Genomic DNA, 26,978 nt, shown 5'->3' on the forward strand with positions numbered 1-26,978 from the left:
TGGTCCAATGTTGCAGTGAAGGTGACCACGGCACTGCTCGCGATCGGCGTCGTGCTGCTGCTGTTCGGCGGCTACGCGAGCTGGACCGCGGGCCGCCTGGACCGGCTGCACCATCGCGTCGAGCTCTCCCGTGCCGCTCTGGAGACCGAACTCGTCCGCCGCGCCGCGCTGGTCGCGGAGCTCGCAGGTGCTGGCATCCTCGACCCGGCCTCGTCTCTGCTGCTCCTCGATGCCGCCCACCGGGCGCGCACCGCGTCCCCCGACGACCGCGAGCAGCGGGAGTCCGCGCTTTCCCGTGCAGTAAACGCAACAGGTACCACCGTCGAGCCCTGGGCGAGTGAGCTTGCGCTGGCGATGCGCCGGGTACAGCTGGCCCGGCGCTTTCACAACGACGTCGTCGTCTCCACCCGAGATCTCCGGCAGCGCCGCCTCGTGCAGTGGTTCCGTTTGGCCGGCCGGGCGCCGATGCCCTGCACCATCGAGCTGGAGGACGGGCGTTGACCGACTTCGAGGTCGAGATCGAGCGCCACAGGCATGAGCTGCGGGTGCACTGCTACCGCCTGCTCGGCTCGTACGACGAGGCCGAGGACATGGTTCAGGAGACCTTCCTCCGAGCCTGGCGCAGTCGAGACGCCTTCGAACGCCGGTCCAGCGTCCGCACCTGGCTCTACCGCATCGCGACCAACCTCTGCATCGACGACGTACGGCGGCCGCGGCGAGTCCTGCCACACCAGCTCGAGCCCGCATCGTTCCCGGCGGCGGCACTGCCGGCCCGGGACGACCTGCCCTGGCTGCAGCCGTTCCCCGACGTGCTGCTGGACCGAGCCGAGGAACCAGACGCCCAGCTGGTACGGCGGGAGACGATCGAGCTCGCGCTTCTGGTGGCGATCCAGCACCTGCCACCGCGGCGGCGCGCCGTACTGATCTTCCGCGACGTCCTCGGCTGGTCCGCCAAGGAAACCGCGGCGGTGATGGACCTGACCGTCGCTGCGGTCAACTCAGCACTCCAGCGCGCACGCCCGGTACTACGCGATCAGCTGCCACCGCATCGAGTCGAGTGGAACGTGACGCCGTCCACCACCGAGGAGCGGGCGCTGCTGCGCAAGTACGTCGACGCGTGGGAGGCGGGCGATCCGGATGCGCTGACCGCGCTCATGCACGAGGACGTGCGGATCACGATGCCGCCGTACCCGTTCTGGTTCCAGGGAAGAGCTGTGGCGCGGCGGACGATCGCCGTGAACCTGGACCCGGCGTACCGGGGGCAGTGGCGCTACCTGATCACCTCCGTCAACCGTCAGCCCACGCTCGCCGCCTATCTGCGCGCGCCGGGGGACACGGTCTTCCGGCCGTTCGGTCTGGATGTCTTCCGGATCGAGGACGGCCTCATCGCGGAGCTGACCGCGTTCGAGCGCACCGACTTCGACCGCCATGGTCTGCCGCTCTACTTGGCCTCCGCATAGGTCTTCACGGTCGCGGTGCTGAACGCGAACCGGGTCGGCGTGGGCCCAAAGGTGAGTGTGCCGGCCAAATCGCTGGCGGTCTGGATGGCAGCGGCGACGGTTGCAGCCTCCTCGCTCGGGCAGTGCACGATGACCTCGTCGTGCTGGAAGAAGACGAGCTCCGCCTTCAACGGCCCCAGCGCCTGCCGCAACGCCGCGAGCATCAGCAACGCCCAGTCGGCTGCACTGCCCTGTACGACGAAGTTCCGCGTGAAGCGGCCGCGGGCACGGGCATGGCGGGAGTCGGTCTGCGGCTCGTCGACGGGTGGGCCTTCGAGGGTGGCGTCGTCGAGCGGCGCACCGCCCGGCGGACAGGTGCGGCCGAGCCAGGTGCGCACCAGCTTGCCCTCCTCACCTGCGCGGGCGGCATCGTCGACGTACGCGACGGCTTGGGGGAATCGCTTGCGGAGCATGGCGAGGTTCTTGAGCCCGTCGCCGGAAGTCTGGCCGTAGATCGCACCCAGTACGGCGAGTTTGGCCATCGCGCGGTCGCCGGCGAACGCCTGGTCCGACACGGCTTTGTAGAGGTCACCGGGATCACTGGCCACCTCCATCAGCGCCCGGTCCCGGGAGATCGCGGCGAGGATCCGCGGCTCGAGCTGCGACGCGTCGGCGACGACCAGACTCCAGCCGGGATCGGCGACCACCGCACGCCGGATCACCTTCGGGATCTGCAGACCGCCACCACCGTTGGTGATCCAGCGCCCCGAGACCGTGCCGCCGGGGACGAATCCGGGCCGGAACCGCCCGTCGTGCACCCAGTCGTTGAGCCAGGACCACCCGTTGGCCGTGTAGATCCGGTAGAGCTTCTTGTGCTCGATCAGTGGCGCGACGGCCGGGTGATCGATCGTCTCCAGCTCCCAGCGGCGCGTGCTCTTCAGCTGGAACCCGGCCTGTTTGAACGCCTTCAGCACGTCAGCCGGCAGGTCCGGCCGGACCCGGCGCCCGAACGCGGCCGACACCTCGTCAGCCAGCTCGGTCAGCCGCCGCGGCTCACCCGTCCCGCCGAACCGCTCACCCAGCAACTCCGTCAGCATCTCGCGATGCGTCGACGCGCTCCACGGGAGCCCAGCCCGGTCCATCTCAGCGGCCACCAGCATCCCGGACGACTCCGACGCGGTCAGCAATCGCATCCGATCCGGGTGCTCCGTCTCCCCATGACGCCGGAGCTGATCGGCGTACACCTGGAGCAGTGCGTCGAAGGCGATCGGCTCCTCTTGGATCTCGAATAGCGACGACTGCTCACCCGGTACGACGGCGCGCAGCGGCGGGTCGGCTGGGACAGGCGCACCGGTCATCCGGGCCCACGCGGCCGCGGCGGACCGTGGCTCGCCGAGCCGGCCGGCGTGACCGAGCAGCAAGCCCTCACTGTTCTCGATGTCGTAGCAGCGGTCGACACGGACACCACTGGCGAGCAGGCGCGGGTAGATCTCGGCCGACGCCCGCCAGACCCACCGCGTCACCTGCGGCCGCGAGCCAACCGCCGCGGCGAGATCCGGCTCATGCAGCACCGGCCCAGCAGGCTGCCCATCCGGATGCAGGGCAACGAGAACCGCCCCGCCACCCTCCTCCGGCGCAATCGCCCACCGCTCGTCCATACCCCGCATCCTCACACTCCCCACCGACACATTCGCACCTTGAGCACCCCTCAACCACTTCACGGGCGCCCGGGCGACTGATCCGTGCTCAAGGTGCGTGGGCTCGCACCTTGTGCACGGTTCGACCATTCGGCGGGGCGGAGGATGGTTGACCGGTGCTCAAGGTCCGTGCTTTCGCACGTTGAGCACGGTTCGATCATGGGGCCGGGGCTGAGGATGGTTGAACGGTGCTCAAGGTCCGTGGTGTCGCACGTTGAGCGCGGTTCGACCACGCGGCGGGGCTGAGGGTGGTTGAACGGTGCTCAAGGTGATCCGCGGTGGTTGAACGGTGCTCAGGGCGGACCTTGGGCACCGGTTGATCGTTTGCGGTGGGCTGTGGTGGCTGATCCGTGCTCAAGGTCGGCGGCCGGCTGCACTTTGGGCGCGGCTCGACTATTCGGCGGAGCTGAGGGTGGTTGAGCGGTGCTCAAGGTGGGGTGGTGAGGCCAGTGGTGGGAGACTGGACTTATGTGGCGGGCGGGGGATCTGGAACCGGCGGACGGGACCAAGACCGAACAGGTCGAGGCCCTCGTACTGCGGCGGATCGAGCGCGGGGATTTGTCGATCGGGTCGCGGTTGCCGTCGGAGCGGGTGCTGGCTGAGCGGCTGGGGCTCAGCCGGGTGACGGTTGTGCGCGCTCTCGACCACCTGCGGGCGGACGGCGTACTGGAGACCAAGCGGGGTTCGGGGACGCATGTGCGGCCGACTGACCGGCTGCTCGACCCGATTGCGCCGGCGTCGACTGTCAGTGCGGGGGACCAGCCGCTGCTCGATCTGCGGTTCGCAACGACCGCAGCACCGCATGATGTGGTCGAGGCGGCGGCTCAGATGGTCCAGGACACGCTGCCGCAAGCCATGGGGGGCGACGGTCCGCCGTCGGGTGGCTCTCTCGAGCTCCGTACGGCGCTCGCCGAGCGACTCACCTCTGAGGGCGTACCGACCGAGCCGGACCAACTCACCCTGACTGTTGGTGCAGCAGCAGGTCTGAACGCCGCACTGGCCGGGCTGGACCTCGGACCGGGCGTGGCGATCACCGAAACACCGACGTACCCGGCTGCCTTCGACCTGCTGCGCAAACACCGGCTGGACGTGGCCGGGTGGCCGGCGGGGGTCTGGGACACCGACCAGCTCGCACATCTGTGCAGACGACACCGGCCGAAGGTCATCTACCTCCAGGCCGACAACCACAACCCAACCGGCCTCAGCCTCCCCGCAGACCGCCGTACGACGGTTGTCGAGATCGCCCGGCGTTATGGCGCCGCCCTGATCAGTGACGAGACCATGCGACCGCTGTGGCTGGCCAGTGGGGCGCAGGCGGACCCGTTGAGCCGCTATCCGCGGACGGTGAGCGTTGGGTCGCTGTCGAAGACGGTCTGGGGCGGACTCCGAGTCGGCTGGGTCCGCACCGGCAAGCAGCTCAGGAGGCGGATCAACACGGCCGCACAGCTCAGCGTGGCTTCGCCCAGTGCGCTGGACGATCTGCTGGCACAGGCGATTGTGCAGAAACTCGACAAGGTGATCAGCAGGCGCCGTACCCGCCTCCGTGCCAATCTGAATGCGCTGGAGGCCGGACTGAAGACACTGGACGGCGTGACATGGGCCACGCCGACAGGTGGCATGACGCTCTGGCTGGAACTGACCGACGTACGGGCCCGGCGGGTGCTGGACGCTGCTCGCGAACGCGGCCTCCTGCTCGGTTCAGGCGACCTGTTCACGCCGGACGGGACGGATCGGCGGCACATCCGGATCCCGTTCACCGCACCGCCCGCCACGCTGCGGCTGGTGGTCGCGCGCCTCGGCGAGGCGTTGGCTCAGTCCACTTGAATCAAGGTGGACTGAAGATTGCTGCCTCCTGCCGCCTACCGTGGGACGTGAAGTCCCACGACCAGGAGGATGCAGTGAGCGAGAACGTGAACCCGCAGACCGGTACCGCGAAGGTCAAGCGCGGCATGGCGGAGATGCTCAAGGGCGGCGTGATCATGGACGTCGTCACCGCCGAGCAGGCCAAGATCGCCGAGGACGCCGGTGCGGTCGCCGTGATGGCGCTGGAGCGGGTTCCGGCCGACATCCGTGCGCAGGGTGGCGTCTCCCGGATGAGCGACCCGGACATGATCGAGAGCATCGTCAGCACCGTGTCGATCCCGGTGATGGCCAAGGCCCGGATCGGTCACTTCGTCGAGGCGCAGGTCCTGCAGAGCCTCGGGGTCGACTACATCGACGAGTCCGAGGTGCTCACCCCGGCCGACTACGCCAACCACATCGACAAGTGGAACTTCACCGTCCCCTTCGTCTGTGGCGCCACCAACCTGGGCGAGGCGCTGCGCCGGATCACCGAGGGCGCGGCGATGATCCGCTCCAAGGGCGAGGCCGGCACCGGTGACGTCTCCAACGCCACCACGCACATGCGCCAGATCCGCCAGGAGCTGCGCAAGCTGCAGAACCTCCCCGAGGACGAGCTGTACGTCGCAGCCAAGGAACTGCAGGCGCCGTACGAACTGGTCAAGGAGGTCGCTGCCCTCGGCAAGCTTCCCGTCGTACTGTTCACCGCCGGCGGCATCGCGACCCCGGCCGACGCGGCCATGATGATGCAGCTCGGCGCCGAGGGTGTCTTCGTCGGCTCCGGCATCTTCAAGTCCGGTAACCCGGCCCAGCGCGCCGAGGCCATCGTGAAGGCCACCACCTTCTACGACGACCCCGACGTGATCGCCAAGGTCTCCCGCGGCCTCGGCGAGGCCATGGTCGGCATCAACGTCGACGAGATCCCGCAGCCGCACCGCCTCGCCGAGCGCGGCTGGTAGGCAACCGGAACCGGTTGATCATCGGGCAGGCTCCATCTTGTAGTGCAGGCGCATCATCCAGGTGCGCCGGATCCGCAGTTCGTGGTCGGTGCGGAGCACCCCGTAGGGGTCGCAGTACAGGCGGAAGGTCTCGTGGAGCGGGACGCGCGCGGCGAAGTCCCGTCCGTTGTCGTGTACGACGACGTACGCGCCGTTCTGCCCGAATCGTCCTGGGGGTGACTCCAGGACGAGCCCGCCCCCTTCGCTGATGACCGGGCGCAGGAAGACCTGGACGTTCCCGGACTCGAGTGGGAACGCGACATGGACGCTCGGCTGCGCCGCGCCGGGGAGACGCCGCGCCGAGTAGCAGCCGCTGAACACGTAGCGGCCGGACAGCCGGAGCGTCCGCAGCCACGCGGCGCCCACCTGCTCGCCGTCCCGGTCGCGGATCACGCGGACCCGGCTGTCCATCCCGTACGCGACGTCAAGCGGGCGCATCGGGAGAGACAGCTGCTCCACCCGGCGGCCGAACAAGCGCGCGATCAGCTCACCTGCCGGCCAGAACAGCGGTGACCATCCGGACCACACCTCCATGTGCCAGGCGGCGGTGTGTTCATAGAAGTCGCAGATCCGTGGGTCCAGTCGGGACGCGTCGAACCCGGGGCCGTCGAGGATGGTCATCGCAGGGAGCAGACCGGGTGCCCGGCCCGCTGAAGAACCTGTGGCCGCGGCATCCTCGTCGACCGTGCCGCCGTGGTGCCGAGCCTCGACGGACAGCCAGCCGTCCCCGACCGCGGAGGAACGACTCATCGGGGCGCGCAGCCAGGAGTGCTCCACGGCGAGGTCGACAGGCTTGCCGACCAGTCGCCAGAACTTTCGGGCCCCGAGATCCAGCACATGGTTCACGACAACGCATTCTTGCAGGGGGCCGGTCGAGGTTCGTGCTGATGATGATCGGGAGCTTCCGGTCAGCGCACCCATCCTGCGCCTGTTGCTGGGCGCGTCCGGGTCTACAACGGCACCGGCCACAGCGGCTCCTCGTTCTGCCTGACCCGGAGGGTGCAGGCCGGCCCGAGCTGGACAACTACGGCAGCTCTCACAAGTGGGTCGGCTCCTGCTGATCTCTCGCATCTGAACGCCGGTGGGCCATCCGCCAGTGGTCCACCGGCGTCGGCGTTCTGGGGCTTGGGGAGCGGGTTATCGTGACCGCATGTCGCTGGTGGGGAGAGACGACGAGCTGAAGCGGATCGAAGGCCTGCTGGCGGATGCGCGTGCTGAGCGCAGCGGTGCGCTGGTGGTGCGGGGGGAGGCGGGCGTCGGCAAGTCGGTGCTGCTCGACCGCGTGGTGTCGGTGGCGAGATCCGAAGGCTTTCGGGTAGTGAGCGCGATCGGGGTCGAGTCCGACTCCCAGCTGGCCTACGGAGGCCTGCATCAGCTGCTGTTTCCGCATCTGGACCGGTTGGATGCTCTACCGGAACCTCAGGCCGCGGCCTTGCGCGGTGCCTTCGGACTGGCTGAGACCGGTACGGCGAATCGGTTCCTGACCTCCGCCGGCACGCTGGCGCTGTTCGCTGACCTGGCCGAGGACGCCCCGCTGCTCTGCGTCGTCGACGACCTGCAGTGGTTCGACCAGGGTTCCGCGGAGGCGCTGCTGTTCGTGGCTCGTCGCTTCGAGGCCGACCGGATCGCGATGCTGTTCGCGGTGCGCGAGACGTCGATGCCGTTCGAGACTCCGGGGATCGAGGTGATGCAGCTGTCTGGCCTCGCGGCGGGCGACGCCGCCAAGCTGCTCGACTGCCATGCACCGGAGTTGGCCGACCCGTTGCGGGCCCGCGTGCTCGAGGAGTCCGCCGGTAATCCGCTGGCGATCATCGAGCTCGGATCGAACCGGCGTGATGACCCAGACTTTTTCGACCCGGTTGGCACGTTGCCGGTATCCGTCCGCGTCCAGGAGTTGTTCCGTCGGCAGATCGCGGAACTTCCCGATCCGACCCGACGGGCGCTCCTGGTCGCCGCAGCGGACTCGACGGCGCCACTCGAGACGGTCCTGCGGGTGGTCGAGACTCTCGGAGGTGCTGCCGCCGACCTGGCGCCAGCGGAACGCGCCACCCTGGTTCGGATCGGGACCCGCGTCGCGTTCCGGCATCCACTGGTGCGCGCGGCCGCCTATCGGGGCGAGCCGCTGCATCGACGGGTCGAGGTGCATCGCGCGTACGCCGACGCCCTGACGGCCGACGCGGTTGCCGATCGCCGGGCCTGGCATCTCGCCGCTGCCGCAACTGCTCCCGACGAGGCGGTGGCGGTCGAGCTCGAAGGCGCTGCCGAACGGGCCCAGCACCGTGGCGGCGCGATGGCGATGTCTGTCGCCTACGAGCGCGCCGGTCGACTCAGCGTGGACCCGCAGCCGAGAGCCCGGCGGATTGCCCGGGCGGCCCAGGCCGCGTTCGACGCGGGCAAGCCTGACCGAGCCGCCCGACTGGCGGCCGAAGCGCTCTCGCTGACCACCGACCCTGGCATCCGGGCCGAGGCCATCTACGCCCAGGGCGCGGTGGCCTACGAGCGCACCTCGCCACGGATCGATGCGGAACTGACGATCGAAGCCGGCGCGCTGGTGCGTGACACCGATCCCGAGCAGGCCGCGCTCAACCTCTACGAAGCCGTGCACGCCGCCCGGCACGGGGCAGCCCACGACCTGCTGCAACGCGCCACGGACCTGTTGCGCGAGTTCACGCCGCCGCGGCATTGGGAGATCGTGGTCGCCACGTTTCTTGGCTGGCAGGAGCTGTTCTCCGGGCGCCCCGAGCCGGGTGTCGGCCCGACGCGCGAGCTCCTGGCCGCCGTACAAGGTAGTGATCTCGAGCTGACGCACCGGATGACCGCAGCTGTCGGCGGGCTCCTGATCGCCGCCGACGACGATGTGGTCGCCGAAACCGAGGCCATGCTCGCCCAGGTGCGGGCGACCGGGGCGCTGGGCTGGGTCCCGTACCTCCTCAACGTGCTGGCGGTGGCGCGGCTGCTTCGCGGCGAGTTCGCGGACGCGCGGGCGGATGTCGCGGAAGGCGCAGCGATCAGTGCGGAGTTCGGCAACTCGACCGAGAGACTGGCGCACCGCTCGGTGGAGGTGTGGCTGCACGCCGTAGCGGGGGAGGAGACCCGCAGCCGAGAGCTGGCTGCCGAGGTGCTTCCGGACGCCCAGAGCCGGCACCGGGTGAATGCGGAGATCGGGGCGTGGGGCTTGGCGATGCTCGACCTGTCCGCCAGACGATTCGAGACTGCGCTCGGCGGACTCGAAGAGGTCTGTCGCGGCCCTGCCCGCCGCGACGTGCTGATGCGGGCGGTGCCCGATCTGGTGGAGGCGGCAGTACGCAGCGGCGCACCGGACCGGGCACTGGACGCGTGGGCGGAGTTCGCGCACTGGGCCGAGCAGGTCGACCAGCCGGTCATCACCGGGCTCGCCCTGCGTTGCCGCGCGCTCTTGGCCGCTGACGGTGAGGCCGAACCGCTCTACGTCGAAGGCATCCGGCTCCACGAGCGGTACGGCGGCCCGTACGACCACGCTCGCACCCGACTGGTCTACGGCGAATGGCTGCGTCGCCAACGCAGGCGCACCGAGGCACGGGCCCACCTCGAGGCAGCGGCCGCCGGATTCGAACGCATTGGTGCGTCCCTGTGGGCCGAACGCGCCCACGGTGAGCTCGCCGCCTTCGGCGGAGCCAGGACCGAGAAGCGCGACATCGGACCCCTCACCCTGCTCACTCCGCAGGAGCTGCAGGTAGTGCAGCTGGCCGCAGCTGGGCAGACCAACAAGCAGATCGCTGCGCAGCTCTATCTCAGTCCGCGCACCGTCGGCCACCACCTCTACAAGGCCTATCCGAAGCTCGGTGTCACCGCCCGCAACGAGTTGGCCGGCCTCGTCGCCGGGGCGTGACTGGGGCTAGGGCGTGTCTCTTAAGCCCACGCCTACTGCGCTGCACTCGGCACGGCACCTCGCCGCACTGGAGGAAAGGCCACGATGGAAAGCATCGAGGCCTCCCCTCCAGCACACCGAGCTACCGCACCGAGCACATGCTCGCTACGGCGCGGACTTAAGAGACACGCCCTAGTCCGCCCGAAGCCAGTCACGATGACTGATTCGGCATCAGGTGCCTTCTTCATAGTGTCTGAGACAGCGATCGGGCCGACCGAGACGCACCTCAGCGACCAAGGAGCACGTGATGACCCAGTACTTCCTCAGCCTTCCGCATGACTCCGAAACCGAGCCGACGATGGAGAGCATCGACCCCGCGGAGCTGGAGGAGCTCATGGCGGAGGTAGGGGCCTTCAACACGGCACTCCAGGACTCCGGCGCCTTCCGGTTCGCCGGCGGTCTGCAGCCGCCGTCGACCGCGACCACAGTGGACGCCACCGGCGACGGTCCGGAGTTCACCCCCGGTCCGTTCGCGACGGCCAGTGAGTACCTCGGCGGCTTCTGGATCATCGAGGCCGAGAACGACGACGACGCGATCGGATGGGCCAAGCGGGCCTCCGGCGTCCTGCGGAGCCGCGTCGAGGTGCGCGCCCTGCAAGAGGCACCCGCTGCGTGAACGGCTCCTAGGTGTGGAGCACGGCGGCGGCCCCGCGCAGGAGTTCGGCGCGGAGGTCCGCCACCGGTACGTCGGTGAACTGGCTGACCGGGTCCGTGGCTGCTGCGAACGCCTGGGCCGCGCGGACGCGACGGCGCCAGTCCGCGTCGGGCCCGGCCAGCAGTTCGATGGCGCGGTTGACGATGTCCGTCATCCGCGCCATCACCGCGGTCGAGTCGTCGCTGTAGACCGAGGCGTCCCGCAGCAGCAGGTTCATGGTCTCGCGATGGGCGAGCATGACATCGACGCACCCGCCCAGGATCCGCTCGGCGATCTCGGCCTGGCTGTCCCGGCCGGCAGCATCCTCGACTACCGCCTCGAGCTCGTCGATGGGCGGGCCGACCAGGTGGCCGAGGATCTCGCTCTTGCTGCGGAAGTGGTGGTAGAGCGTGGGTTTGGTGATGCCGACCCGCTCGGCGATGTCGCGCATCGAGGCCGCGCGGTAGGTGTGGGTGGTGAACAGTTCGCGCGCTGTCTCGACGATGCGGTTCCTGGTGTCGCCCGACAACGGTCATCTCCCACAGGTGGTGTTTTCGGTGGGTCGAAGCCTAGACCCTCCCGTCGTACAGCGCGGCGATCAGGCTGCGGACCCGGAAGTCGCCGCCTTCCAGCAGTTCCGAGCCACGGTTGGGCACGTAGGCGAAGGCCAGGCCTCGGTCCGGGTCGGCGAAGGCGAACGATCCGCTGGCGCCACTGTGCCCGAACAGGCCCTCGATCTGTTCCGGCGCCGGCCACATCGGGCCGCCGGGCAGTGCGAAGCCGAGACCCCATGAGGTGTGCACCTGCAGGATCTCGTCGAGGCCGTCGCCGTATGGGTGCCGCACCTGCTCCATCAGGCTCGGAGCGAGCAGTCGTACGCCGTCCACCTCGCCGATCAGGGCCGCGTAGTACCGGGCGAGCGATGTGGCCGAGGCGACGCCGTCCATGGACGGGCTCTCCACCTGGTAGGTGCGCGGGTCGTTGGTGGCGTCCCAGCTGATCGCGACACTGCCGTACATCGACCGGTACGTCAGCGTGGTCGGGTCATTGAGCGCGCGGACCATGTTCGCGAGCTCGGGCACCTTCATCCCCAGCATGAGCTGTTCGGCGTCGGGGACGACCATGGTGGCCAGCCGAGGCAGCTCCGCGTCGGGCACGCGAATGAAGCAGTCGAGTCCGAGCGGTACGGCGATCTCGCGCGCGAAGTACTCGCCCAGGCTCACGCCGGAGACCCGGCGGACGATCTCGCCGACCAGATGGCCGAACGTGACGCCGTGGTACCCGTGGGCCGTGCCGGGCGGCCACTCGGGGGTAGCCGCGGCCAGAGTCTCGGTGATTGGCGTCCAATCACGCAGGTCTTCCCAGGTGACCGGTCGGGTGTGCATCGAGGGCAGCCCGGCGCGATGGCTGAGCAGCACCCGGACGCTGATGTCGCCCTTGCCGTTCTGCGCGAACCCCGGCCAGTAGCGTGCCACCGGCTCGTCCAGATCCACGTCTCCGCGCTCGACCAGGAGCAGTAACGCCCCGGCCGCGAGGCTCTTGGTGGTCGAGGCCAGTACGGCGATCGTGTCGTGCTGCCACGGGCGGTGGGTGGCCGGGTCGGCCTCGCCGGCCCACAGGTCCACGACCGGCTGCCCGTTCTGATAGACGGCGAGCCCCGCGCCGACCTCGGCGCCTTGCTCGAAATTGCACTGGAAAGCATCCCGCACCGGCTCGAAGCCCTCGGCGACCGTTCCCTGTACCTCAACGGCTTGCATGGCCACTCCTCTCTACCGACCGATAGGTAGGTTTCTGTGAGTGACCCTACCGACCGGTCGGTCGGGTTGCAAGGTCGCGGTAGCGAGCCGTGGCCCGCCGGCGGAGGTCCTCGGGCGAGGAGCCGGTGAAGCGTCCGGGATCGAGCGGAGTGATCGCGGACGGTTCCCCGAACATCTGTGCCACCAGAGCTTTCGCTGCGCCCGCCGCATGGGTGACCCAGATTGCTTCGGCCGACCAGAGGCCATTCACCTGACCAAGCGACCCGAGCAGTGGCATCTTGTCCGGGGTGATGGCCAGTACGCCGCCGAGGTGCTCACTCGGACTCCACCGGTGTTCGGCGGGCAGTAACTTCAGAGCGGCGGCAACCGCGTCGTCGAATTCACCGCCCGGCCACGACAACTCGGCCCGGTCCGCCAACTCGTCCGCGATCAAAGGGGCATGGTCGGAAGTGCCCAAGCCGTAGCGTGAGCCGTCGTCGCGCATATAGACGTTGTGTTCGGGCCAGCGGACGAGAGGCGAGGGCCGCCTGGTCGCCGAATGCGCGGAGCTGTAGACATAAGCATGTACGACGGGGACCAGCGGCAGGTGAATTCCGGCCAGGTCCGCAATTGCAGGCCCCCAGATACCGCAGGCGACAACCACGTCGTCCGCCGGCAGCCTTTCGTTTCCGACCTGTACGCCGACAATCCGATCGCCCCGAAGTTCGATCGCGGTTACCGGTTGACCGAACAAGAAGCGGGCCCCCGCTGCCTCGGCCCGTTCGGCAAGGGCTGCCGTGATGACGGTCGCACGAGCCGCGCCGTCCCAAGGCAAATGCAGCGCGGCCACGATCCCCTGGCGATCAACCATTCGCGGTGCCAGCGCCACGGCGTCGGCTGGATCGATCAGTGTCGCTGGAATGCCTACGGTGGCGGCTGCCTGCGCGCGCACCGTCAGCCGCTCGGACCCGGCACGGCTTGTCGCCAGCTCCAAAGCTCCCACCTGATCGAAGCCCGCCTGGCCTCGCCACTGCAGGTTGCGGTAGATCTCCACGCTCTCGCGGGCCAACTCGACCAGAGTCGGCTCGTCGTTCAGGATCCCGACGAATCCGGGGGCATGGCCGGTCGACCCCGGCAGGCTGTCCGGCCCGCGCCGGTCGACCACGATGACCGAACATCCGGCCCGCCGGCCGAGCTGTTCGGCGACCGCCGTACCGACAATTCCGGCACCGAGTACTACGACCTGCCTTGTCATGACTTTCCCTCCGTGAAGTTTTGTGAAATTGCAGGTTCCTGCCACGGCCTTTCGGGCTGGATCAAATATCTTGACCCCGGTCGGCCCGGACCGTACTGTCCCGGTGACGTCCAGGCCGTGGCCGGGCGCAAATGTTCATATCCAGTGGGGGAAAGGTAGTTCACGTGCATCGTGACGCTATCGGTGACAGCGCTATCGATGAAGGGGAAATCTTCGATACCGTCGGCGTCGGGTTCGGCCCGGCCAACATCGCCCTGGCGGTGGCCCACGCGGAGTGCTCGAGCCCGCGGTCGCTGACCTTCGTCGAGGCGAACGACGGGCCGGCCTGGCAGGCCGGGATGATCATCGACGGTTCGGACATCCAGCACAATCCGCTCCGGGACTTCATCACCCCGAAGAACCCGTGCAGCCCGTACGGCTTCCTGAGTTACCTGAAGAGCGAAGACCGGTTGTTCCACTTCCTCAACCTGGACGCGCCCTATCCGCCGCGGTCGGACTTCGCCCGCTACGTCAACTGGGTGGCGGACCAGTTCAAGGAGCAGACGCACTACTCCGAAGCGGTCGCCGCGATCTCCCTGTGCGACGATCCGGCCTCGGCGTCGGGCCGCCGGCTGGTCCGGGTCGACACCGGCTCCCGATCGCTGTGGGGCCGTTCGCTGTCCTTCGCCCCGGGCCGGTCGAAGAACATTCCCGAGATCTTTCAGCCGCTGCTCGGCGACAATGTCTTCCATTTCACCGAATACACCGGCCGCCGGGATCTCTGGAAAGCCGGGAACGCGCCGAAGTCGGTGGCGGTGATCGGTTCGAGTCAAAGCTCGGTCGAGATCATTCTCGATCTGCGCGGCAGCCTTCCGGGGACCAAGACGCACAGCGTCTTCCGGAAATTCAGTTATGTCCTGAAGGACACCAGTCCGTTCACCGAGGACCTGCTGTTCCCGAAATTCACCGACTATTTCTACAACTCCTCGCCCGAGTCGAAGAAGCAGCTGAACGAGCAGGTCCTCCGGAGCAACTACGGCTCCGTCGACGAGGACGTTCTGAAGGAGCTGTACTTCGTCCTCTACGAGAACAAGGTGCGCGGCGACTCGTCGATCCTGGTGCACAACAACCGGGAGGTCATCGACGCGACCCACCGCGGCGCCGGCGTGGAGCTCGTCCTCCGGGATCAGCACACCGGCCAGGTGGAGACGATCCTGGTCGACGCCGTCATCCTCGCCACCGGCTTCCGGAACTTCGGCACCGCGGAGAACGAGGAACTCTGTCATCCGCTGCTGGGCGACATCGCCGACTCCTACGAGAAGAACGAGGACGGAACGCTGCGGGTGACCCGCAGCTACCAGGCGGTTCCGCGGGACGGGCACAACGCCCCGCCGCTGGTGCTCAACGGCCTGTGCGAGTCGTCGCACGGCCTGGGTGATGCCGGCTCGTTCAGTCTGCTGTCCTACCGCGCCTTCGACATCGAGCGTGCCCTCGCCGAGGCCCTCGACCCGAACTCTGGAGTGTCATGTACGTAGCGCAGTTCAACATCTCGATCGAACGCGAGTCGCTCGATCACCCCCGGATGAAGGACTTCGTCGAACGGCTCGAACCGGTGAACGCCGAGGCCGACGTCTGGGACGGCTTCGTCTGGCGGTTGCACGACGACACCGGCAACGCGACCGACATCCGGGCGTTCGACGACCAGCGGATCATCTTCAACCTCTCGGTCTGGAAGTCCGTCGAGACGCTGAAGAACTTCGTCTACCAGTCCAGCCATCGGGCGATGCTGAAACGGCGGCTGGACTGGTTCGAGCGGATCGTCGAGCCGAGCTATGTGCTGTGGTGGGTCGACGAGTCCGAACGGCCGTCGGTCGAGGAGGCGAAGAGCCGCCTGAAGCAGCTTCAGGAGCACGGACCGAGCTCGTCGGTGTTCACCTTCGACACCGTGCCGGTGCCGGACAGCAGCGATGCCTGAGTACCTGACCGACCAGTACCGCAGTACCGATCAGGACAGAATCCTCCATCTCGTCGAGAACTTCCCGTTCGCGACGTTGATCCCGGCCGACGGTTCGGACGTCGGGTTCATGCCGCTGCTGCTCGATCGGAGCAACGGGGACCGTGGTGTGTGGCTGTACGGGCATCTGGACCTGCACAACCCGTTCCTGCCACAGCTGGACGGGCAGCGGATCACCGCGGTGTTCTCGGGCCCCAACGCCTACATCTCGCCGGTCGAGTACGAGTCACGGCAGTACCCGACCTGGAACTACGCCGTGGCGCGGCTGACGGGGACCAGCGAACTCGTCAAGGACGAGACCGACAAGCTCGCCGCCATGGTCCGGATGGTCGACCAGTTGGAGAGCGCCAACGGGACCGGCTATCGGTTGGACGAGCGCAGCCCGCAGGCACTGGCCATGATCAGCCGGATCGTCTTCTTCCGGCTTGAAGTGCTGGCCATGGACGGCGTCTTCAAGTTCTCGCAGGAGAAGTCTACCGAGGACAGACGACGCGCGCAGGACAGCTTGATCCGCAAGCTGCAGAGCAGGCAGAGCCAAGTGCTGCCGCGGCTGACGGCGGACTTGGAGACGCAGACCAGATCCGGCAGAAGCGCCGGCAACGTACGTCGGGGAGCGCAGCAATGACACAGACCACGTCCAACCCGCCGAACAGCGCAGTGCATGAGAACGTGCTCGGCGCCATCGGCAACACCCCGATCGTCCGGCTGAACCGGGTGGCGGCGGACGAGTCCGCCGAAATCTTCGCGAAGCTGGAGTTCACCAATCCGGGTGGCTCGATCAAGGACCGGATCGGCTGGTGGCTGCTCGAGGACGCGGAGCGGCGGGGCCTGCTGAAGCCCGGCGGTGTGGTGGTCGAGGGGACCGGTGGGAACACCGGAATCGGTCTCGCGATGGCCGCGGCGGTGAAGGGCTACCGCTGTGTGTTCACCGTGCCGGACAAGATGTCCGAGGGGAAGATCAAGGTACTGCGTGCCTTCGGCGCCGAGGTGGTCGTGACACTGACCGTTCCGCCGGAGAACCCGGAGAACTACTGCGCGGTCGCTCGCGAGATCGCGCGCAAGGAGCCGAACGCGTTCTACATCGACCAGTACAACAACCTCGCGAACGGCGACTACCACTACCGCAACACCGGCCCGGAGATCCTGCGGCAGTTGCCGGAGATCGACGTACTGGTCGCCGGCCTCGGGACGGGCGGGACGCTGTGCGGCACCGGCCGGTTCCTCAAGGAGCAGAATCCCGCGCTCAAGGTGATCGGGATCGACCCGATCGGCTCGATCCTCTACGACATGTACACGCACGGTAAGAGCGGTCCGGCGCAGCCCTACCTGATCGAGGGCATCGGCAAGGACTGCGTCCCGGCGAACATCGACTTCGATCTGATCGACGCTGTGGTGCAGGTGACCGATCACCAGGGCTTCTCGATGACGCGCCGGATGCTCAAGGAGGAAGGCATCTTCGCGGGTGTCTCCTCGGGCAGCGCCGTCGCCGGAGCCCTCAACTGGCTGCGCGAGGAAGGCCAAGGCACCGCCGGCCTCAAGGTGCTGGTGATGTGCCCGGACAGCGGCAGCCGCTACATCTCCAAGGTGTACGACGACGACTGGATGACGGCGAACGGCCTTCTCGACGAGTTGAATGGAGTTTCGTGGTGACAGCGACCTGGAGCACGGTCGAGCGGGTCGACGCGATCGGCCGGGAGGACTTCTACGGCGAGTTCGTTGCCCAAGGCAAACCAGTGGTGATCCGGAACCTGACCACGGACTGGCGGGCACTGGACTGGACCCCGGAGTACTTCCGCCGTGGCGGGCACACCACGAAGCTGGGCGTCAAGATGGGCAACGTGGCCGACGGCCGGCGCGAGTACGTCGCTCTGTCGGACTACCTGGAATCGCTGGCCAAGCACGAGACACAGGTTGCCGAAGGCACCGTGACGGAGCGGCCTGGCTATCTGCACGACGTGCCCCTGTTCGGCCACTTCCCAGACCTCAAGGCCGATGTCGATCCCTTCCCGCTGCACCTGCTGCCGGAGTGGTACCGGCCGAACTGGCCGGACTACACCCAGCACTTCATGGGGCCGACCGGCAGCATCACGCCGCTGCACTTCGACACCCTGCTGACCAACAACCTGTTCTTCCACCTGGCCGGGCGCAAGCAGTTCATCCTGATCCCCGCCGAGCAACGCGAACTCTGCTACACCCACGGCTGGCGCTGGGCGAGCTTCGATCCCACCGCCCCCGACTACGACGCGTTCCCGCGGGCCGCCGAGACCACGCCCGTCACGGTCGTGCTCGAACCGGGCGAGATTCTCTACATGCCGCCGGGCACCCTGCACCACGTCACGAACCTGAGCCTGACGATGTCGTTCAACATCGACTGGCACACGGCCGAGAGCGCCCGCCGGGGGATGGGATCCGTCTTCCACGGCGCACCGGTGCAGAACGGCTACTACAACCTGATCTCCTATCTCGGACTCGGTCTCGGCGTGCCCGCGAAATACGCCTTCCCGTTCTACAAGTCCTATCTGACCTACGTGAGCTGACAATTCTGATGACTGTGATCGACGATGTTGCCTGCCTCGAGTCCGAGGTACGGGTCTACAGCCGAAGCTGGCCGGACATCTTCACCAGGGCCTCCGGCGACCGGATCCACGCCGCTGACGGCTCGGTCTACCTCGACTTCTTCATGGGTGCCGGCGCGCTGAACTACGGTCACGCCAACCCGCTACTGAAGGCGCCGCTGATCGACTACCTCACCGCCGACGGCATCGTGCACAGCCTGGACATGATGACCGAGGCGAAGAGCGACTTCCTGCGGTCCTTCCAGGAGTTGGTGCTGCGGCCCCGGCACCTGGATTACAAGGTCCAGTTCACCGGACCCACCGGCACCAACGCGGTTGAGGCTGCCTTGAAACTCGCGCGGAAGGTGACCGGACGCGAGACGGTGGTCGCCTTCACCCGCTCCTTCCACGGCGTCAGCCTGGGCGCGCTGGCGGTGACCGCCAACGCGGACAAGCGGGCCGGCGCCGGCGTACCGCTGGACCACGTCCTCCGGATCCCGTACGACGGGTTCGGGCAGCACGGCGTATCCGGACTCGACCTGTTGGACGACCTGATCCGTGACACGGGCAGCGGGATCAGCCTGCCGGCGGCCGTCATCGTGGAGACGGTTCAGGGCGAAGGTGGTGTCAACATCGCCGGCGCCGAGTGGCTGCAGCGGCTGGCGGCAATGTGCAGCAAGTGGGACATCCTGCTCGTCGTCGACGACATCCAGGCCGGCTGCGGGCGGACCGGTGGATTCTTCAGCTTCGAGGACGCGGGCATCCTGCCCGACATCGTCTGCCTGTCGAAGTCCATCAGCGGGTACGGCCTGCCGATGGCGCTCACCTTGTTCCGCCGCGAACTCGACGTCTGGAATCCCGGCGAGCACAACGGCACGTTCCGGGGCAGCAATCCGGCCTTCGTGACCGCGACGGCCGCGCTCCGGACGTACTGGTCCGACGAGGTCCTGCACAAGGAGGTCGTGGCGAAGGGGGAGCTCGTCTCGGACTACCTGACCGCTGTCTGCAGCCGGTATCCGGGCGTCGTTCACCGTGGCCGTGGGCTCTTCTGGGGAGTGGAGTTCGCCGAGCCAGGGCTGGCCCGGCGGGTCAGCGCAGCGGCGTACGAGGACGGCCTTCTGGTGGAGACTTCTGGTCCCGACGACGAGGTCGTGAAACTGCTGCCCTCGTTGCTGATCTCACCGGCCGACCTCCGGGCAGGCTTGAGGATCCTGGGCGGCGCGATCGACCGGACGATGGCCTGATGGCCGCCGGGGGGAAGCTGTCGAACACCGCGCGCGGTGTCTACTCGGTGATCGGCTTCGCTTTCATGACCGCGGTCGTCAACGTCTATGCGGGCAACGTCTTCCAGGATCTCAACCCGGCGGTGGTCGGCGCGATCTCCTTCGCCCTGGCCGGTATGGCGTTCGCCGGGCTGGAGGTCGCCCGGCGAGGTACCGCGGTGCTGGAGCCGATCCGCCGCCAGCCCGGTGATGTCGCGGCCCTCAACGTCACCACGGCCATCGCCTGGCTCACCGTGCTGTTCTCGCTGAAGTACATCGAACCGGCGATCGTCAACGTCATCAGTCTCGCCATCGGACCGGTGTTCCTGGCGCTGGCCGGATCGCGGCTGCGCAAAGGAACCGCGGTGGTCGCCGGCGAGATCGTCGCCGCCATCGGCATCTTCGCGCTGATCCTGGTCCTGACCTGGGGCTCGATCACCGGCCGGAGCGCGGTCGGCGCGATCGGCCATCGGGAGGCCGCACTGGGGATCGTGCTCGCGCTCGTCTCCGGGCTCGCCTCGGCCGGCAACATCGTCTTCTCGAAGCGGCTCAGCGAGCGGGGGAACTCACCGGGCTCGGTGATGTCGGTGCGGTTCTTCCTGATGATCGCGGTGAGCTGGACGGTGGTGGCGACCACCGATCAGCCGCAGCTCGCCGACTCCGTCGTACCAGGGATCGTGCTCGCGCTGATCTCGGTGATCATCCCGCTCTATCTGCTCCAGCTGGGTGTGAAGCATGCGGAGCCGATCACCGTCTCGCTGCTGGTCTGTGTCGGTCCGGCGTTCGCGATCGCACTGCAACTGCTCGACGGCCGGCTGGGCATCTCGCCGTTGTCGATCGTGTGCGTCCTCGGAATCGTGGCGCTGGTCGCCTGGGGAGTCCGGGCCCGAAGCGTGGCCGCGCGTCCACGTGCCGTCGTCGTGGTCGACGCCTACTCGACCGGCCGGTACCTGCCCGCCGCTCTGAACAAGCTCGGCGCAGACTGCATCCACGTCCAGTCCGAGAGTCCGGACGTGAACCTGACGCTGGACACCACCGGGCTGAAGGAGAACCTCCGGCACCACGGTGACGTGACGGCCACAGCCGCAGCACTCCGCCAGTACGGCGTCAGCCAGGTGATCGCGGCTGCCGAATCCGGGGTGGAGCTGGCCGATCAGCTCTCGGCCGCGTTGGGCACACCGGGCAACGGGATGAGCCGACCGAGAAGCCGCCGGGACAAGTACGAGATGGTGCAGGCTCTGCGCGCCGCCGGACTGCCGCACGCGGCCACCATCGTCTCCGGCGACGCCGACGAGGTGGTGGCCTGGGCCGCGACCGAGGCGAACTGGCCGATCGTGCTCAAACCGGTGGCCAGTGCCGGGACCGACAATGTCGTGGTCTGCAACTCACCCGAGCAAGTGCGGGCCGCGTGCGCGAAGATCATCGCCAGCGCCGACCGCTATGGACTGGCCAATCACGTCGTGCTCGCGCAGGAGTTCCTGGCCGGTGACGAGTACTTCGTCAACACGGTCAGCCGCGATGGCCGGCACCGCACTGCGGAGATCTGGCGCTACTCCAAGCGCCACCTGCCGGGTGGGAACATCATCTTCGACTATCACGAGCCACAGTCGCCGGATGATCCGGACGCGCAGCGAATCGCGCGGTACACCCATCAGGTGCTGGACGCGCTGGAGATCCGCAACGGGGCCGGTCACAGCGAGGTGATGCTCACGAGCAGAGGGCCGGTTCTGGTCGAGTGCGCCGCGCGGCTGGGTGGCGGGCAGGTTCCGGAGATCAACCTTCGGTGCCTCGGGATCAGTCAGGTGGACCTGCTGGCCCTGGCAGCGGTCGAGCCGGACGAGTTCCACCGGCTGCCGGAGACGGCGTACCGGCTTCTCGAGCGACCACGTCACGTGTCGCTGATCAATCCGCGGGACGGGGGACTGGTGCCGTCGCACGAAGCGATGGCGGTCATCCGCGAACTACCGTCGTACGCGCACACGGTGATGGCGCACCCCGAAGGGCATCCACTGCCGCAGACGATCGACGTGGTGACGTCCCCGGGATTCGTGTACCTGATCTCGGACGATCCGGAGCAGATCGCCGCCGACTACGCACGACTGCGGCAACTGGAGCAGGACGGGCTCTACAGCCGCGTGCCGGTGCACTAGGACTCAGCCGGCGGCCAGCCAGATCTCGTGTTGTTGTACGGCGCGCTCCCAGAGCGCATCGAGGTCGAGCCCGGCCAGCGGTAGCGCGAACTCCTTCGTCAGTACGGCGGCGAGGTCGTCGGCGTCGATGAGTACGCGCTGCACCTTGCCGCCGCTGACCGCCGGTCCGGTCCGGGTGAGGGTGCGGGACCGCAGAATCACTGCCTCGTCGATGTCCGTGCGGGCGACCAGGAGGGTCTGCACGAAGATCGATTCCGGCGCCGTGGCCCGCCAGGCGCACACCTCGGTGAAGTCCTCGATCGTCAGCGGGCCGGAGCGCAGGTCGCAAGTGATGAAGGCACCGCCAGGGCGGTGGTGCAGACGCCAGACATCGTCGCCGACCTGCACCAGCGAATACGTCTGCCGACCTTCGACGTGCTTGCCGGGCCGAAGGCGGATGGGGGACAGGAAGCCGTCCATCAGACCCACGTCGCAGAGCCACGTCTCACCGTCGACAGTCACGAGCAGTTGCATGTGGTTGCGCCAGGCCGACTCGCCACGCAGCTCCCGGTCAACGGCGGCCTCGATGATCGAGACCTCGAAACCAACCGCGCCGAGCATCACCGCGAACGCGTAGTTCTGCTCGTAACAGAACCCACCCCGCCGACGCGTGATGATCTTGTCGGCCAGCGCCTCCGGTGCCAGGCTCACCGGTCGGCCCAGCTGGATGTCGAGGTTCTCGTAGGTCACCGCAGTGGCCCAGGCATGATGCAGCCTCCGCAGACTGACCAGGTCAGGCCCGACCGGTCCATCGATCCCTAGTCGCTCCAGCGTCCGGCCGATATCTAGACTCACCGGCAGGTGTAGCTGGTGGCTTGGCGAGGGTCGCCGGTGCCGTTGTAGTGGGATTTCAGGGGGTAGCGGCACAGGTCGCGGGATGCGCCGGTGTAGGTGAAGGCGGCGATGGTCTCGGGGGCCTTGCCCTTCTCGACCCAGTCGACCACCGGTTTGAGCTGATCGAACGGGGCCGCGCCCGCGGCCGGGCCGCAGTGCTCCGCGCCGGGGGCGAGGAAGACCCGGTAGAACTTGTCCACCTTGGTGGCGCCGCCCATCCGCCGTACGACCTGGTGGCGGTAGTCGAGCGTGCCGCCGTAGTGGATGACGGAGTCTTCGGTGCCGTGCCAGGTGACCACTTTGCCGCCACTGTTGCGGAAGGCGGTCAGGTTGGGATCGTCGGTCCCGAGGATCCGGTCGTACTCGCGCTTCGACTGGTAGAAGATCTGCTCGAACTCGCGGTAGCCGACGGTGCTGAAGTCGAAGGCGGGATCCTTCTTGACGAAGTACTTGACCCAGTTCACCGCGAGCTTGAAGGGGGTGCCCGCGGTGAAGGCGAGACTCGTGCTCGGGTCGTAGCCGGGCCACAACTGCGCGCCGGAGCTGCTCTTCGGGCCCGCCCAGATCTTGCGGACGACGTCCGCCTCGGCCTTGGTGATGGTGACGGTCTTGCCCTTGCACTCGATCTGCCGGCCGACCAGCGTGCTGGGATCGAAGCGGCATTCACCGGGCTCGCGGACGATACCGTCCACCAGGCCGTCGGCGGGATCGCAGTGCGCGGTCGCCGCCCGCTGGAACTCGTCGAGCACGCAGCCCGTCGGGTGGACGCCTTCGACGTTCTGCACGACCTGCGGCCACAGATCCGCGACCACGAAGCTCGGCATGCTGATCGCGGGCGCGGCCGCGCTGATGCCGTCGTAGTCGTTCGGATAGCGCTGGGCGTTCATCATGCCTTGGCGGCCACCGGTCGAGCAGCCGTTCCAGTACGAGTAGGCGGGCGCCTTGCCGTAGTACGTCTTGGTGACGGCCTTGCCCGCGACGGCCAGGTCGTGCAGCGAGCGGTAGGCGAAGTTCTTCAGGAGCTCGCGATTGACGCGGCCCTTGCTGTCGAGCGCCCACTTCGACGGGTCCTCCATGTCGAAGCCGACACCGCCGTCGGTCTGCGCCGCTGCGTAGCCCTCCTTGATGGCAAGCGCGAGCGGCCCGTCGCCCTGGTGCATCGAGTAGCCACCGCCACCGGTCGCCTGGAAGCGGCCGTTCCAGCCGGTCAGAGGCAGCCACAAGCGGACCAGCACCTGGTCGCCGGCACCGGGATGCGTGAGCTCGACCTTGACCTCACAGAACGGCGGCACGTTGGTGATCGGTGGGACGCCCCACTCCGGCGGATACTCGACCGTGCCGCCAGGCTTCGGCGCCGCACTGGTCGAGAGCACCTTCGCGCCCGGCACGGACGGCTTCGTGACCGCTTCACACCCAGCGGCCGGCGCGGCAGCCGATCCGGTCGCGGAGGCCTGGACCGGGACGAGCAGTGCGCCGAGGGACAACACCGCCAAGATCATTCGCTTCATGCCAACTCCTGAGTGCGACCAGGTGCGGAACGTGGGGACGGGCAACGTCAAGACCGACGTTAGACGCCCCCGGGGACAAAATCGGCCGGAACTCCATGCCATGGCAGCTACCCGTCACGATTTGACGTCGGGAAACCGGGCTACCCTGGCCGGTATGAACGCTGTACAAGGGCTCCTGGCGCTCGACGAACGGACGGCCCGTGAACTGCGCGGGCTGGCCCGGGTGCTGGTGCGGTCCGGGTACGCAGACCACGCGGCGATCACGGCTGCGCTCACGGAGGCGGTCCAGGAGGACGCCCCGGCGATGGACGCGTCCGCGTTGGTGCCGCTGCTGATCGGTGAGGCGCTGATCGACGTCACCGAGGACGCGAAGACGTGGCCGGAGGTGACTGACCTCGACCGGCTGGACGCCGTACTGGCTGAGCTGGAGGCGCTGGGGCTGGTGGTGGTTCGGTATACAGCCGACCACCATGAGGCCAGGCAGGCGCTGGAGGCTGCTGCCGAGCCGCAGGGGCTGGTGTTCTTCACCGACACCGACGTCTGGCACGCAGTCGACTTCGGCATGCTCGAGCTGAAGGTCTGGCACCCGGACACCGCCAACGTGGCGCCGGGGGAGCCGTTGCTCGAGGACGTACTCGCCCTGCTCAACGAGCGCAACCTCCCGGCCGTCTTCGACGAGGGCCGCATCGAGGTGACGCTGGACTGGCAGCGTCGGGTGGTCCTATGAGCCCGGTGATCGGGGTCTTCGCGCTGCAGGGGAACGTGCGCGAGCACGTGGCGATGCTGACGCAGGCAGGTGCGGAGGCACGGCCGGTACGGCGTCCGTCCGAGCTCGCGCAGGTGGATGCGATGGTGCTGCCGGGTGGTGAGTCGACCACGATGGAGAAGCTGGCGCGGGCGTTTGAGCTGTTCGAGCCGCTGCAGAAGCGGATCGCGGACGGGATGCCGGTGTTCGGGACGTGCGCGGGGATGATCCTGCTCGCTAACGAGATCACCGGCGGGATCGCCGGCCAGGAGACGCTCGGCGGGCTCGACGTGACGGTCCGGCGGAACGCGTTCGGCCGGCAGGTGGACTCGTTCGAGGCGGATCTGGAGTTCGCCGCGTTCGAGGCGCCGTACCACGCCGTGTTCATCCGGGCACCGTGGGTGGAACGGGTCGGCCCGCAGGTCGAGGTACTGTCGACGGTGAGCTCGGGCCCGGCCACGGGTAGGATCGTCGCGGTTCGCCACGACCGGCTGCTGGCCACGTCGTTCCATCCGGAGCTGACCGGGGACGCCAGGCTGCACGGCTACTTCGCCGAGCTGGTCCGCGAGCTCTAACGTTTGTTCGGCGGTAGAGAGGTTGGGTTCGCGATGTCAGGCCACTCCAAATGGGCCACCACGAAGCACAAGAAAGCGGTCATCGACTCGAGGCGCGCCAAGCTCTTCGCGAAGCTGATCAAGAACATCGAGGTGGCCGCCCGGACCGGCGGCGGTGACCTCGCGGGCAACCCGACCCTGTACGACGCGGTCCAGAAGGCGAAGAAGTCGTCGGTCCCGAACGACAACATCGACCGCGCGGTCAAGCGTGGTTCCGGCGCCGAGGCCGGTGGCGCGGACTGGCAGTCGATCACCTACGAGGGCTACGGCCCGAACGGTGTCGCGATGCTGATCGAGTGCCTGACCGACAACCGCAACCGCGCGGCGGCCGACGTGCGCACCGCGATGACCCGCAACGGCGGTTCGCTCGCGGACCCGAACAGTGTCGCCTACCTGTTCCACCGCAAGGGCGTCATCGTCGTGAACAAGGAGCAGGACGGCAAGTCCTACACCGAGGACGACGTGATGGAGGCCGTCCTCGAGGCCGGCGCCGACGAGGTCAACGACCTCGGCGAGTCCTACGAGGTGATCAGCGAGGCCACCGACCTGGTCAAGGTCCGGACCGCCCTCCAGGACGCCGGCATCGACTACGAGTCCGCCGACGCTTCCTTCGTCCCGTCGATGACGGTCGACCTCGACGCCGACGGCGCGAACAAGATCTTCCGCCTGATCGACGCCCTCGAGGACAGCGACGACGTCCAGAACGTCTACGCGAACTTCGACGTCTCCGACGAGGTCATGGCCGAGGTCGGCTGACCCTCCCAGTTTGATCGAATCTTTTCGCTGAGATCTTTCTTTAGTCGGGCAAGTTGCTTACCTTGGCCTCGTCGGGACCCCCTTCGGGCCCCTGCGCTCCGAGTAACCGCCCCTACGAAGGAGACGCTGTGAAGAAGATGATCGGTCTTGCCGTGGCGCTGGTCGCGCTACTGGTTCCGGGAACTGTGATGGCTGGATCGGCGGTGGCTGCGCCGACAGCCTCGCTCGCCTGTAGTTACACCGACTGGGTGCAAGGGCAGTGGTACGTGACGGGCAACATCGTGCGGTTCCAGGGTTCCTACTACATCGCGGAGCATGACAATCCGGGGTACTCGCCGACCGTGAGTACCTGGTACTGGGAGCCGTACAACTGCGATGGCGGGAGCACCAGTGGCTTCCCGGTGAGCGAGGCGTTGTTCAACCAGATGTTCCCGAACCGGAACTCGTTCTACACGTACTCCGGTCTGATCAACGCGATGAGTGCCTATCCCGGATTCGCCAACACCGGTGACGACACGACCAAGAAGCGCGAGGCTGCTGCGTTCCTGGCCAACGTCAATCACGAGACCGGTGGGCTGGTCTACATCAAGGAGATCAACGAGGCGAACTACCCGAGCTACTGCCACTGGGAGTATTCCTACGGCTGCCCGGCCGGCCAGAACGCGTACTACGGTCGCGGTCCGATCCAGTTGAGCCACAACTTCAACTACAAGGCTGCGGGCGATGCACTCGGGCTGCCGTTGCTCACCAATCCCTGGCTGGTCGAGCAGGACCCGGCTGTCTCGTGGAAGACCGGACTATGGTTCTGGAACACCCAGACCGGTGCCGGCACGATGACTGCACACAACGCGATGGTCAACAACCAGGGCTTCGGCCAGACCATCCGGACCATCAACGGTTCGATCGAGTGCAACGGCGGCAACCCGGCGCAGGTGGAGGCCCGGGTCAGCGCCTACCGGCGGTTCACCGGTCTGCTCGGTGTCACGCCAGGCGACAACCTCTACTGCTGAGAGCCGG

The 26,978-nt window shown here is 67.7% G+C and carries 24 protein-coding genes; 17 read left to right on the forward strand and 7 right to left on the reverse strand.

Annotated elements, in window-relative coordinates:
- The first annotated feature begins 15 nt into the window (after nucleotides 1-15).
- Together E1261_RS04360 and E1261_RS04365 are read left to right on the forward strand one after the other, a co-directional pair.
- On the forward strand, nucleotides 16-501 hold the full coding sequence (locus E1261_RS04360; protein ID WP_202874297.1) for a hypothetical protein: 486 nt from the start codon (nucleotides 16-18) through the stop codon (nucleotides 499-501).
- On the forward strand, nucleotides 498-1,460 hold the full coding sequence (locus E1261_RS04365; RefSeq protein WP_132402197.1) for an RNA polymerase subunit sigma-70: 963 nt from the start codon (nucleotides 498-500) through the stop codon (nucleotides 1,458-1,460). Before E1261_RS04360 ends, E1261_RS04365 begins: the two co-directional genes overlap by 4 nt.
- Here E1261_RS04365 and E1261_RS04370 read toward each other — a convergent pair.
- Entirely contained in the window at nucleotides 1,442-3,097 is a 1,656-nt protein-coding gene (locus tag E1261_RS04370; protein WP_132402200.1) for a bifunctional 3'-5' exonuclease/DNA polymerase, read from the reverse strand. The genes E1261_RS04365 and E1261_RS04370 overlap by 19 nt on opposite strands.
- A gap of 507 nt (nucleotides 3,098-3,604) precedes the next feature.
- On the opposite strand from E1261_RS04370, the gene E1261_RS04375 reads away from it, so the two are divergent.
- Nucleotides 3,605-4,960: an aminotransferase-like domain-containing protein gene (locus E1261_RS04375; protein ID WP_132402202.1), complete on the forward strand. Its 1,356-nt coding sequence runs from the start codon at nucleotides 3,605-3,607 to the stop codon at nucleotides 4,958-4,960.
- 74 nt (nucleotides 4,961-5,034) lie between these two features.
- A complete protein-coding gene (gene pdxS, locus E1261_RS04380) occupies nucleotides 5,035-5,934 on the forward strand; it encodes a pyridoxal 5'-phosphate synthase lyase subunit PdxS (protein WP_132402205.1) in 900 nt (299 codons plus the stop codon).
- Between the two features lie 18 nt (nucleotides 5,935-5,952).
- On the opposite strand, the gene E1261_RS04385 is transcribed toward pdxS, so the two are convergent.
- Entirely contained in the window at nucleotides 5,953-6,819 is an 867-nt protein-coding gene (locus E1261_RS04385) for a hypothetical protein (protein ID WP_132402208.1), read from the reverse strand.
- Between the two features lie 304 nt (nucleotides 6,820-7,123).
- Here E1261_RS04385 and E1261_RS04390 point away from each other — a divergent pair, with 304 nt between their 5' ends.
- Nucleotides 7,124-9,841, forward strand: a complete 2,718-nt coding sequence (locus E1261_RS04390; protein WP_132402211.1) for a helix-turn-helix transcriptional regulator — start codon at nucleotides 7,124-7,126, stop codon at nucleotides 9,839-9,841.
- A gap of 286 nt (nucleotides 9,842-10,127) precedes the next feature.
- The gene (locus E1261_RS04395; protein ID WP_132402214.1) at nucleotides 10,128-10,496 is read left to right on the forward strand and encodes a YciI family protein; all 369 of its coding nucleotides are present in this window, start codon (nucleotides 10,128-10,130) and stop codon (nucleotides 10,494-10,496) included.
- A 7-nt stretch (nucleotides 10,497-10,503) separates the two neighbouring features.
- Here E1261_RS04395 and E1261_RS04400 read toward each other — a convergent pair whose 3' ends face one another.
- Genes E1261_RS04400 through E1261_RS04410 form a run of 3 tightly spaced genes read right to left on the reverse strand, consistent with a single transcriptional unit; the run spans nucleotide 10,504 to nucleotide 13,505 of the window.
- Nucleotides 10,504-11,043 (reverse strand): TetR/AcrR family transcriptional regulator, encoded by a 540-nt coding sequence (locus E1261_RS04400; protein ID WP_132402217.1) that lies wholly within the window; start codon nucleotides 11,041-11,043, stop codon nucleotides 10,504-10,506.
- 40 nt (nucleotides 11,044-11,083) lie between these two features.
- Nucleotides 11,084-12,271, reverse strand: a complete 1,188-nt coding sequence (locus tag E1261_RS04405; RefSeq protein ID WP_132402220.1) for a serine hydrolase domain-containing protein — start codon at nucleotides 12,269-12,271, stop codon at nucleotides 11,084-11,086.
- A 46-nt stretch (nucleotides 12,272-12,317) separates the two neighbouring features.
- Complete coding sequence (locus tag E1261_RS04410; protein ID WP_132402223.1) at nucleotides 12,318-13,505, reverse strand: NAD(P)/FAD-dependent oxidoreductase; 1,188 nt, start codon at nucleotides 13,503-13,505, stop codon at nucleotides 12,318-12,320.
- Between the two features lie 164 nt (nucleotides 13,506-13,669).
- On the opposite strand from E1261_RS04410, the gene E1261_RS04415 reads away from it, so the two are divergent.
- From E1261_RS04415 to E1261_RS04445, 7 genes are read left to right on the forward strand one after another with little or no spacing between them, the layout of a single operon-like run.
- Entirely contained in the window at nucleotides 13,670-15,019 is a 1,350-nt protein-coding gene (locus E1261_RS04415) for a SidA/IucD/PvdA family monooxygenase (protein WP_165952355.1), read from the forward strand.
- The gene (locus tag E1261_RS04420; protein ID WP_132402229.1) at nucleotides 15,010-15,459 is read left to right on the forward strand and encodes a DUF3291 domain-containing protein; all 450 of its coding nucleotides are present in this window, start codon (nucleotides 15,010-15,012) and stop codon (nucleotides 15,457-15,459) included. Before E1261_RS04415 ends, E1261_RS04420 begins: the two co-directional genes overlap by 10 nt.
- Nucleotides 15,452-16,123 carry an FMN-binding negative transcriptional regulator gene (locus E1261_RS04425; RefSeq protein WP_132402232.1) on the forward strand — a complete coding sequence of 224 codons (672 nt, stop codon included), beginning with the start codon at nucleotides 15,452-15,454 and terminating at the stop codon, nucleotides 16,121-16,123. The genes E1261_RS04420 and E1261_RS04425 overlap by 8 nt, the downstream gene beginning before the upstream one ends.
- Nucleotides 16,120-17,148 (forward strand): PLP-dependent cysteine synthase family protein, encoded by a 1,029-nt coding sequence (locus E1261_RS04430; protein WP_132402235.1) that lies wholly within the window; start codon nucleotides 16,120-16,122, stop codon nucleotides 17,146-17,148. Before E1261_RS04425 ends, E1261_RS04430 begins: the two co-directional genes overlap by 4 nt.
- On the forward strand, nucleotides 17,145-18,035 hold the full coding sequence (locus E1261_RS04435; RefSeq protein WP_165952356.1) for a cupin-like domain-containing protein: 891 nt from the start codon (nucleotides 17,145-17,147) through the stop codon (nucleotides 18,033-18,035). The genes E1261_RS04430 and E1261_RS04435 overlap by 4 nt, the downstream gene beginning before the upstream one ends.
- A gap of 8 nt (nucleotides 18,036-18,043) precedes the next feature.
- Complete coding sequence (ectB, locus tag E1261_RS04440) at nucleotides 18,044-19,297, forward strand: diaminobutyrate--2-oxoglutarate transaminase (RefSeq protein WP_132402241.1); 1,254 nt, start codon at nucleotides 18,044-18,046, stop codon at nucleotides 19,295-19,297.
- A complete protein-coding gene (locus tag E1261_RS04445; protein ID WP_202874300.1) occupies nucleotides 19,297-21,465 on the forward strand; it encodes an EamA family transporter in 2,169 nt (722 codons plus the stop codon). The genes ectB and E1261_RS04445 overlap by 1 nt, the downstream gene beginning before the upstream one ends.
- A gap of 3 nt (nucleotides 21,466-21,468) precedes the next feature.
- On the opposite strand, the gene E1261_RS45105 is transcribed toward E1261_RS04445, so the two are convergent.
- The gene (locus tag E1261_RS45105; RefSeq protein WP_165952357.1) at nucleotides 21,469-22,299 is read right to left on the reverse strand and encodes an arylamine N-acetyltransferase family protein; all 831 of its coding nucleotides are present in this window, start codon (nucleotides 22,297-22,299) and stop codon (nucleotides 21,469-21,471) included.
- A complete protein-coding gene (locus E1261_RS04455; RefSeq protein WP_132402247.1) occupies nucleotides 22,296-23,846 on the reverse strand; it encodes a tannase/feruloyl esterase family alpha/beta hydrolase in 1,551 nt (516 codons plus the stop codon). The genes E1261_RS45105 and E1261_RS04455 overlap by 4 nt, the downstream gene beginning before the upstream one ends.
- A 154-nt stretch (nucleotides 23,847-24,000) precedes the next feature.
- Here E1261_RS04455 and E1261_RS04460 point away from each other — a divergent pair, with 154 nt between their 5' ends.
- The 4 genes from E1261_RS04460 (at nucleotide 24,001) to E1261_RS04475 (ending at nucleotide 26,971) form a co-directional block, all read left to right on the forward strand.
- Nucleotides 24,001-24,573 carry a DUF6891 domain-containing protein gene (locus E1261_RS04460; RefSeq protein ID WP_132402250.1) on the forward strand — a complete coding sequence of 191 codons (573 nt, stop codon included), beginning with the start codon at nucleotides 24,001-24,003 and terminating at the stop codon, nucleotides 24,571-24,573.
- Nucleotides 24,570-25,166, forward strand: coding sequence for a pyridoxal 5'-phosphate synthase glutaminase subunit PdxT (gene pdxT, locus E1261_RS04465; RefSeq protein WP_132402253.1), 597 nt, complete (start codon nucleotides 24,570-24,572; stop codon nucleotides 25,164-25,166). The genes E1261_RS04460 and pdxT overlap by 4 nt, the downstream gene beginning before the upstream one ends.
- Before the next feature lie 33 nt (nucleotides 25,167-25,199).
- On the forward strand, nucleotides 25,200-25,961 hold the full coding sequence (locus tag E1261_RS04470; RefSeq protein ID WP_132402255.1) for a YebC/PmpR family DNA-binding transcriptional regulator: 762 nt from the start codon (nucleotides 25,200-25,202) through the stop codon (nucleotides 25,959-25,961).
- A gap of 137 nt (nucleotides 25,962-26,098) precedes the next feature.
- Nucleotides 26,099-26,971 (forward strand): chitinase, encoded by an 873-nt coding sequence (locus E1261_RS04475; protein WP_132402312.1) that lies wholly within the window; start codon nucleotides 26,099-26,101, stop codon nucleotides 26,969-26,971.
- Nucleotides 26,972-26,978: the final 7 nt, after the last annotated feature.

It is taken from the genome of Kribbella albertanoniae, from assembly GCF_004348455.1.
In the GTDB taxonomy this organism is placed as follows: domain Bacteria; phylum Actinomycetota; class Actinomycetes; order Propionibacteriales; family Kribbellaceae; genus Kribbella; species Kribbella albertanoniae.

Coding starts and splice junctions, on each gene's coding strand:
- E1261_RS04410 (WP_132402223.1), bottom strand. CDS start 13,505: ATGACAAGGCAGGTCGTAGTACTCGGTGCCGGAATTGTCGGTACGGCG.
- E1261_RS04395 (WP_132402214.1), top strand. CDS start 10,128: ATGACCCAGTACTTCCTCAGCCTTCCGCATGACTCCGAAACCGAGCCG.
- E1261_RS04425 (WP_132402232.1), top strand. CDS start 15,452: ATGCCTGAGTACCTGACCGACCAGTACCGCAGTACCGATCAGGACAGA.
- E1261_RS04375 (WP_132402202.1), top strand. CDS start 3,605: ATGTGGCGGGCGGGGGATCTGGAACCGGCGGACGGGACCAAGACCGAA.
- E1261_RS04455 (WP_132402247.1), bottom strand. CDS start 23,846: ATGAAGCGAATGATCTTGGCGGTGTTGTCCCTCGGCGCACTGCTCGTC.
- E1261_RS04460 (WP_132402250.1), top strand. CDS start 24,001: ATGAACGCTGTACAAGGGCTCCTGGCGCTCGACGAACGGACGGCCCGT.
- ectB (WP_132402241.1), top strand. CDS start 18,044: ATGACTGTGATCGACGATGTTGCCTGCCTCGAGTCCGAGGTACGGGTC.
- pdxT (WP_132402253.1), top strand. CDS start 24,570: ATGAGCCCGGTGATCGGGGTCTTCGCGCTGCAGGGGAACGTGCGCGAG.
- E1261_RS04445 (WP_202874300.1), top strand. CDS start 19,297: ATGGCCGCCGGGGGGAAGCTGTCGAACACCGCGCGCGGTGTCTACTCG.
- E1261_RS04430 (WP_132402235.1), top strand. CDS start 16,120: ATGACACAGACCACGTCCAACCCGCCGAACAGCGCAGTGCATGAGAAC.
- E1261_RS04390 (WP_132402211.1), top strand. CDS start 7,124: ATGTCGCTGGTGGGGAGAGACGACGAGCTGAAGCGGATCGAAGGCCTG.
- E1261_RS04470 (WP_132402255.1), top strand. CDS start 25,200: ATGTCAGGCCACTCCAAATGGGCCACCACGAAGCACAAGAAAGCGGTC.
- E1261_RS04420 (WP_132402229.1), top strand. CDS start 15,010: ATGTACGTAGCGCAGTTCAACATCTCGATCGAACGCGAGTCGCTCGAT.
- E1261_RS04475 (WP_132402312.1), top strand. CDS start 26,099: ATGATCGGTCTTGCCGTGGCGCTGGTCGCGCTACTGGTTCCGGGAACT.
- E1261_RS04405 (WP_132402220.1), bottom strand. CDS start 12,271: ATGCAAGCCGTTGAGGTACAGGGAACGGTCGCCGAGGGCTTCGAGCCG.
- E1261_RS04370 (WP_132402200.1), bottom strand. CDS start 3,097: ATGGACGAGCGGTGGGCGATTGCGCCGGAGGAGGGTGGCGGGGCGGTT.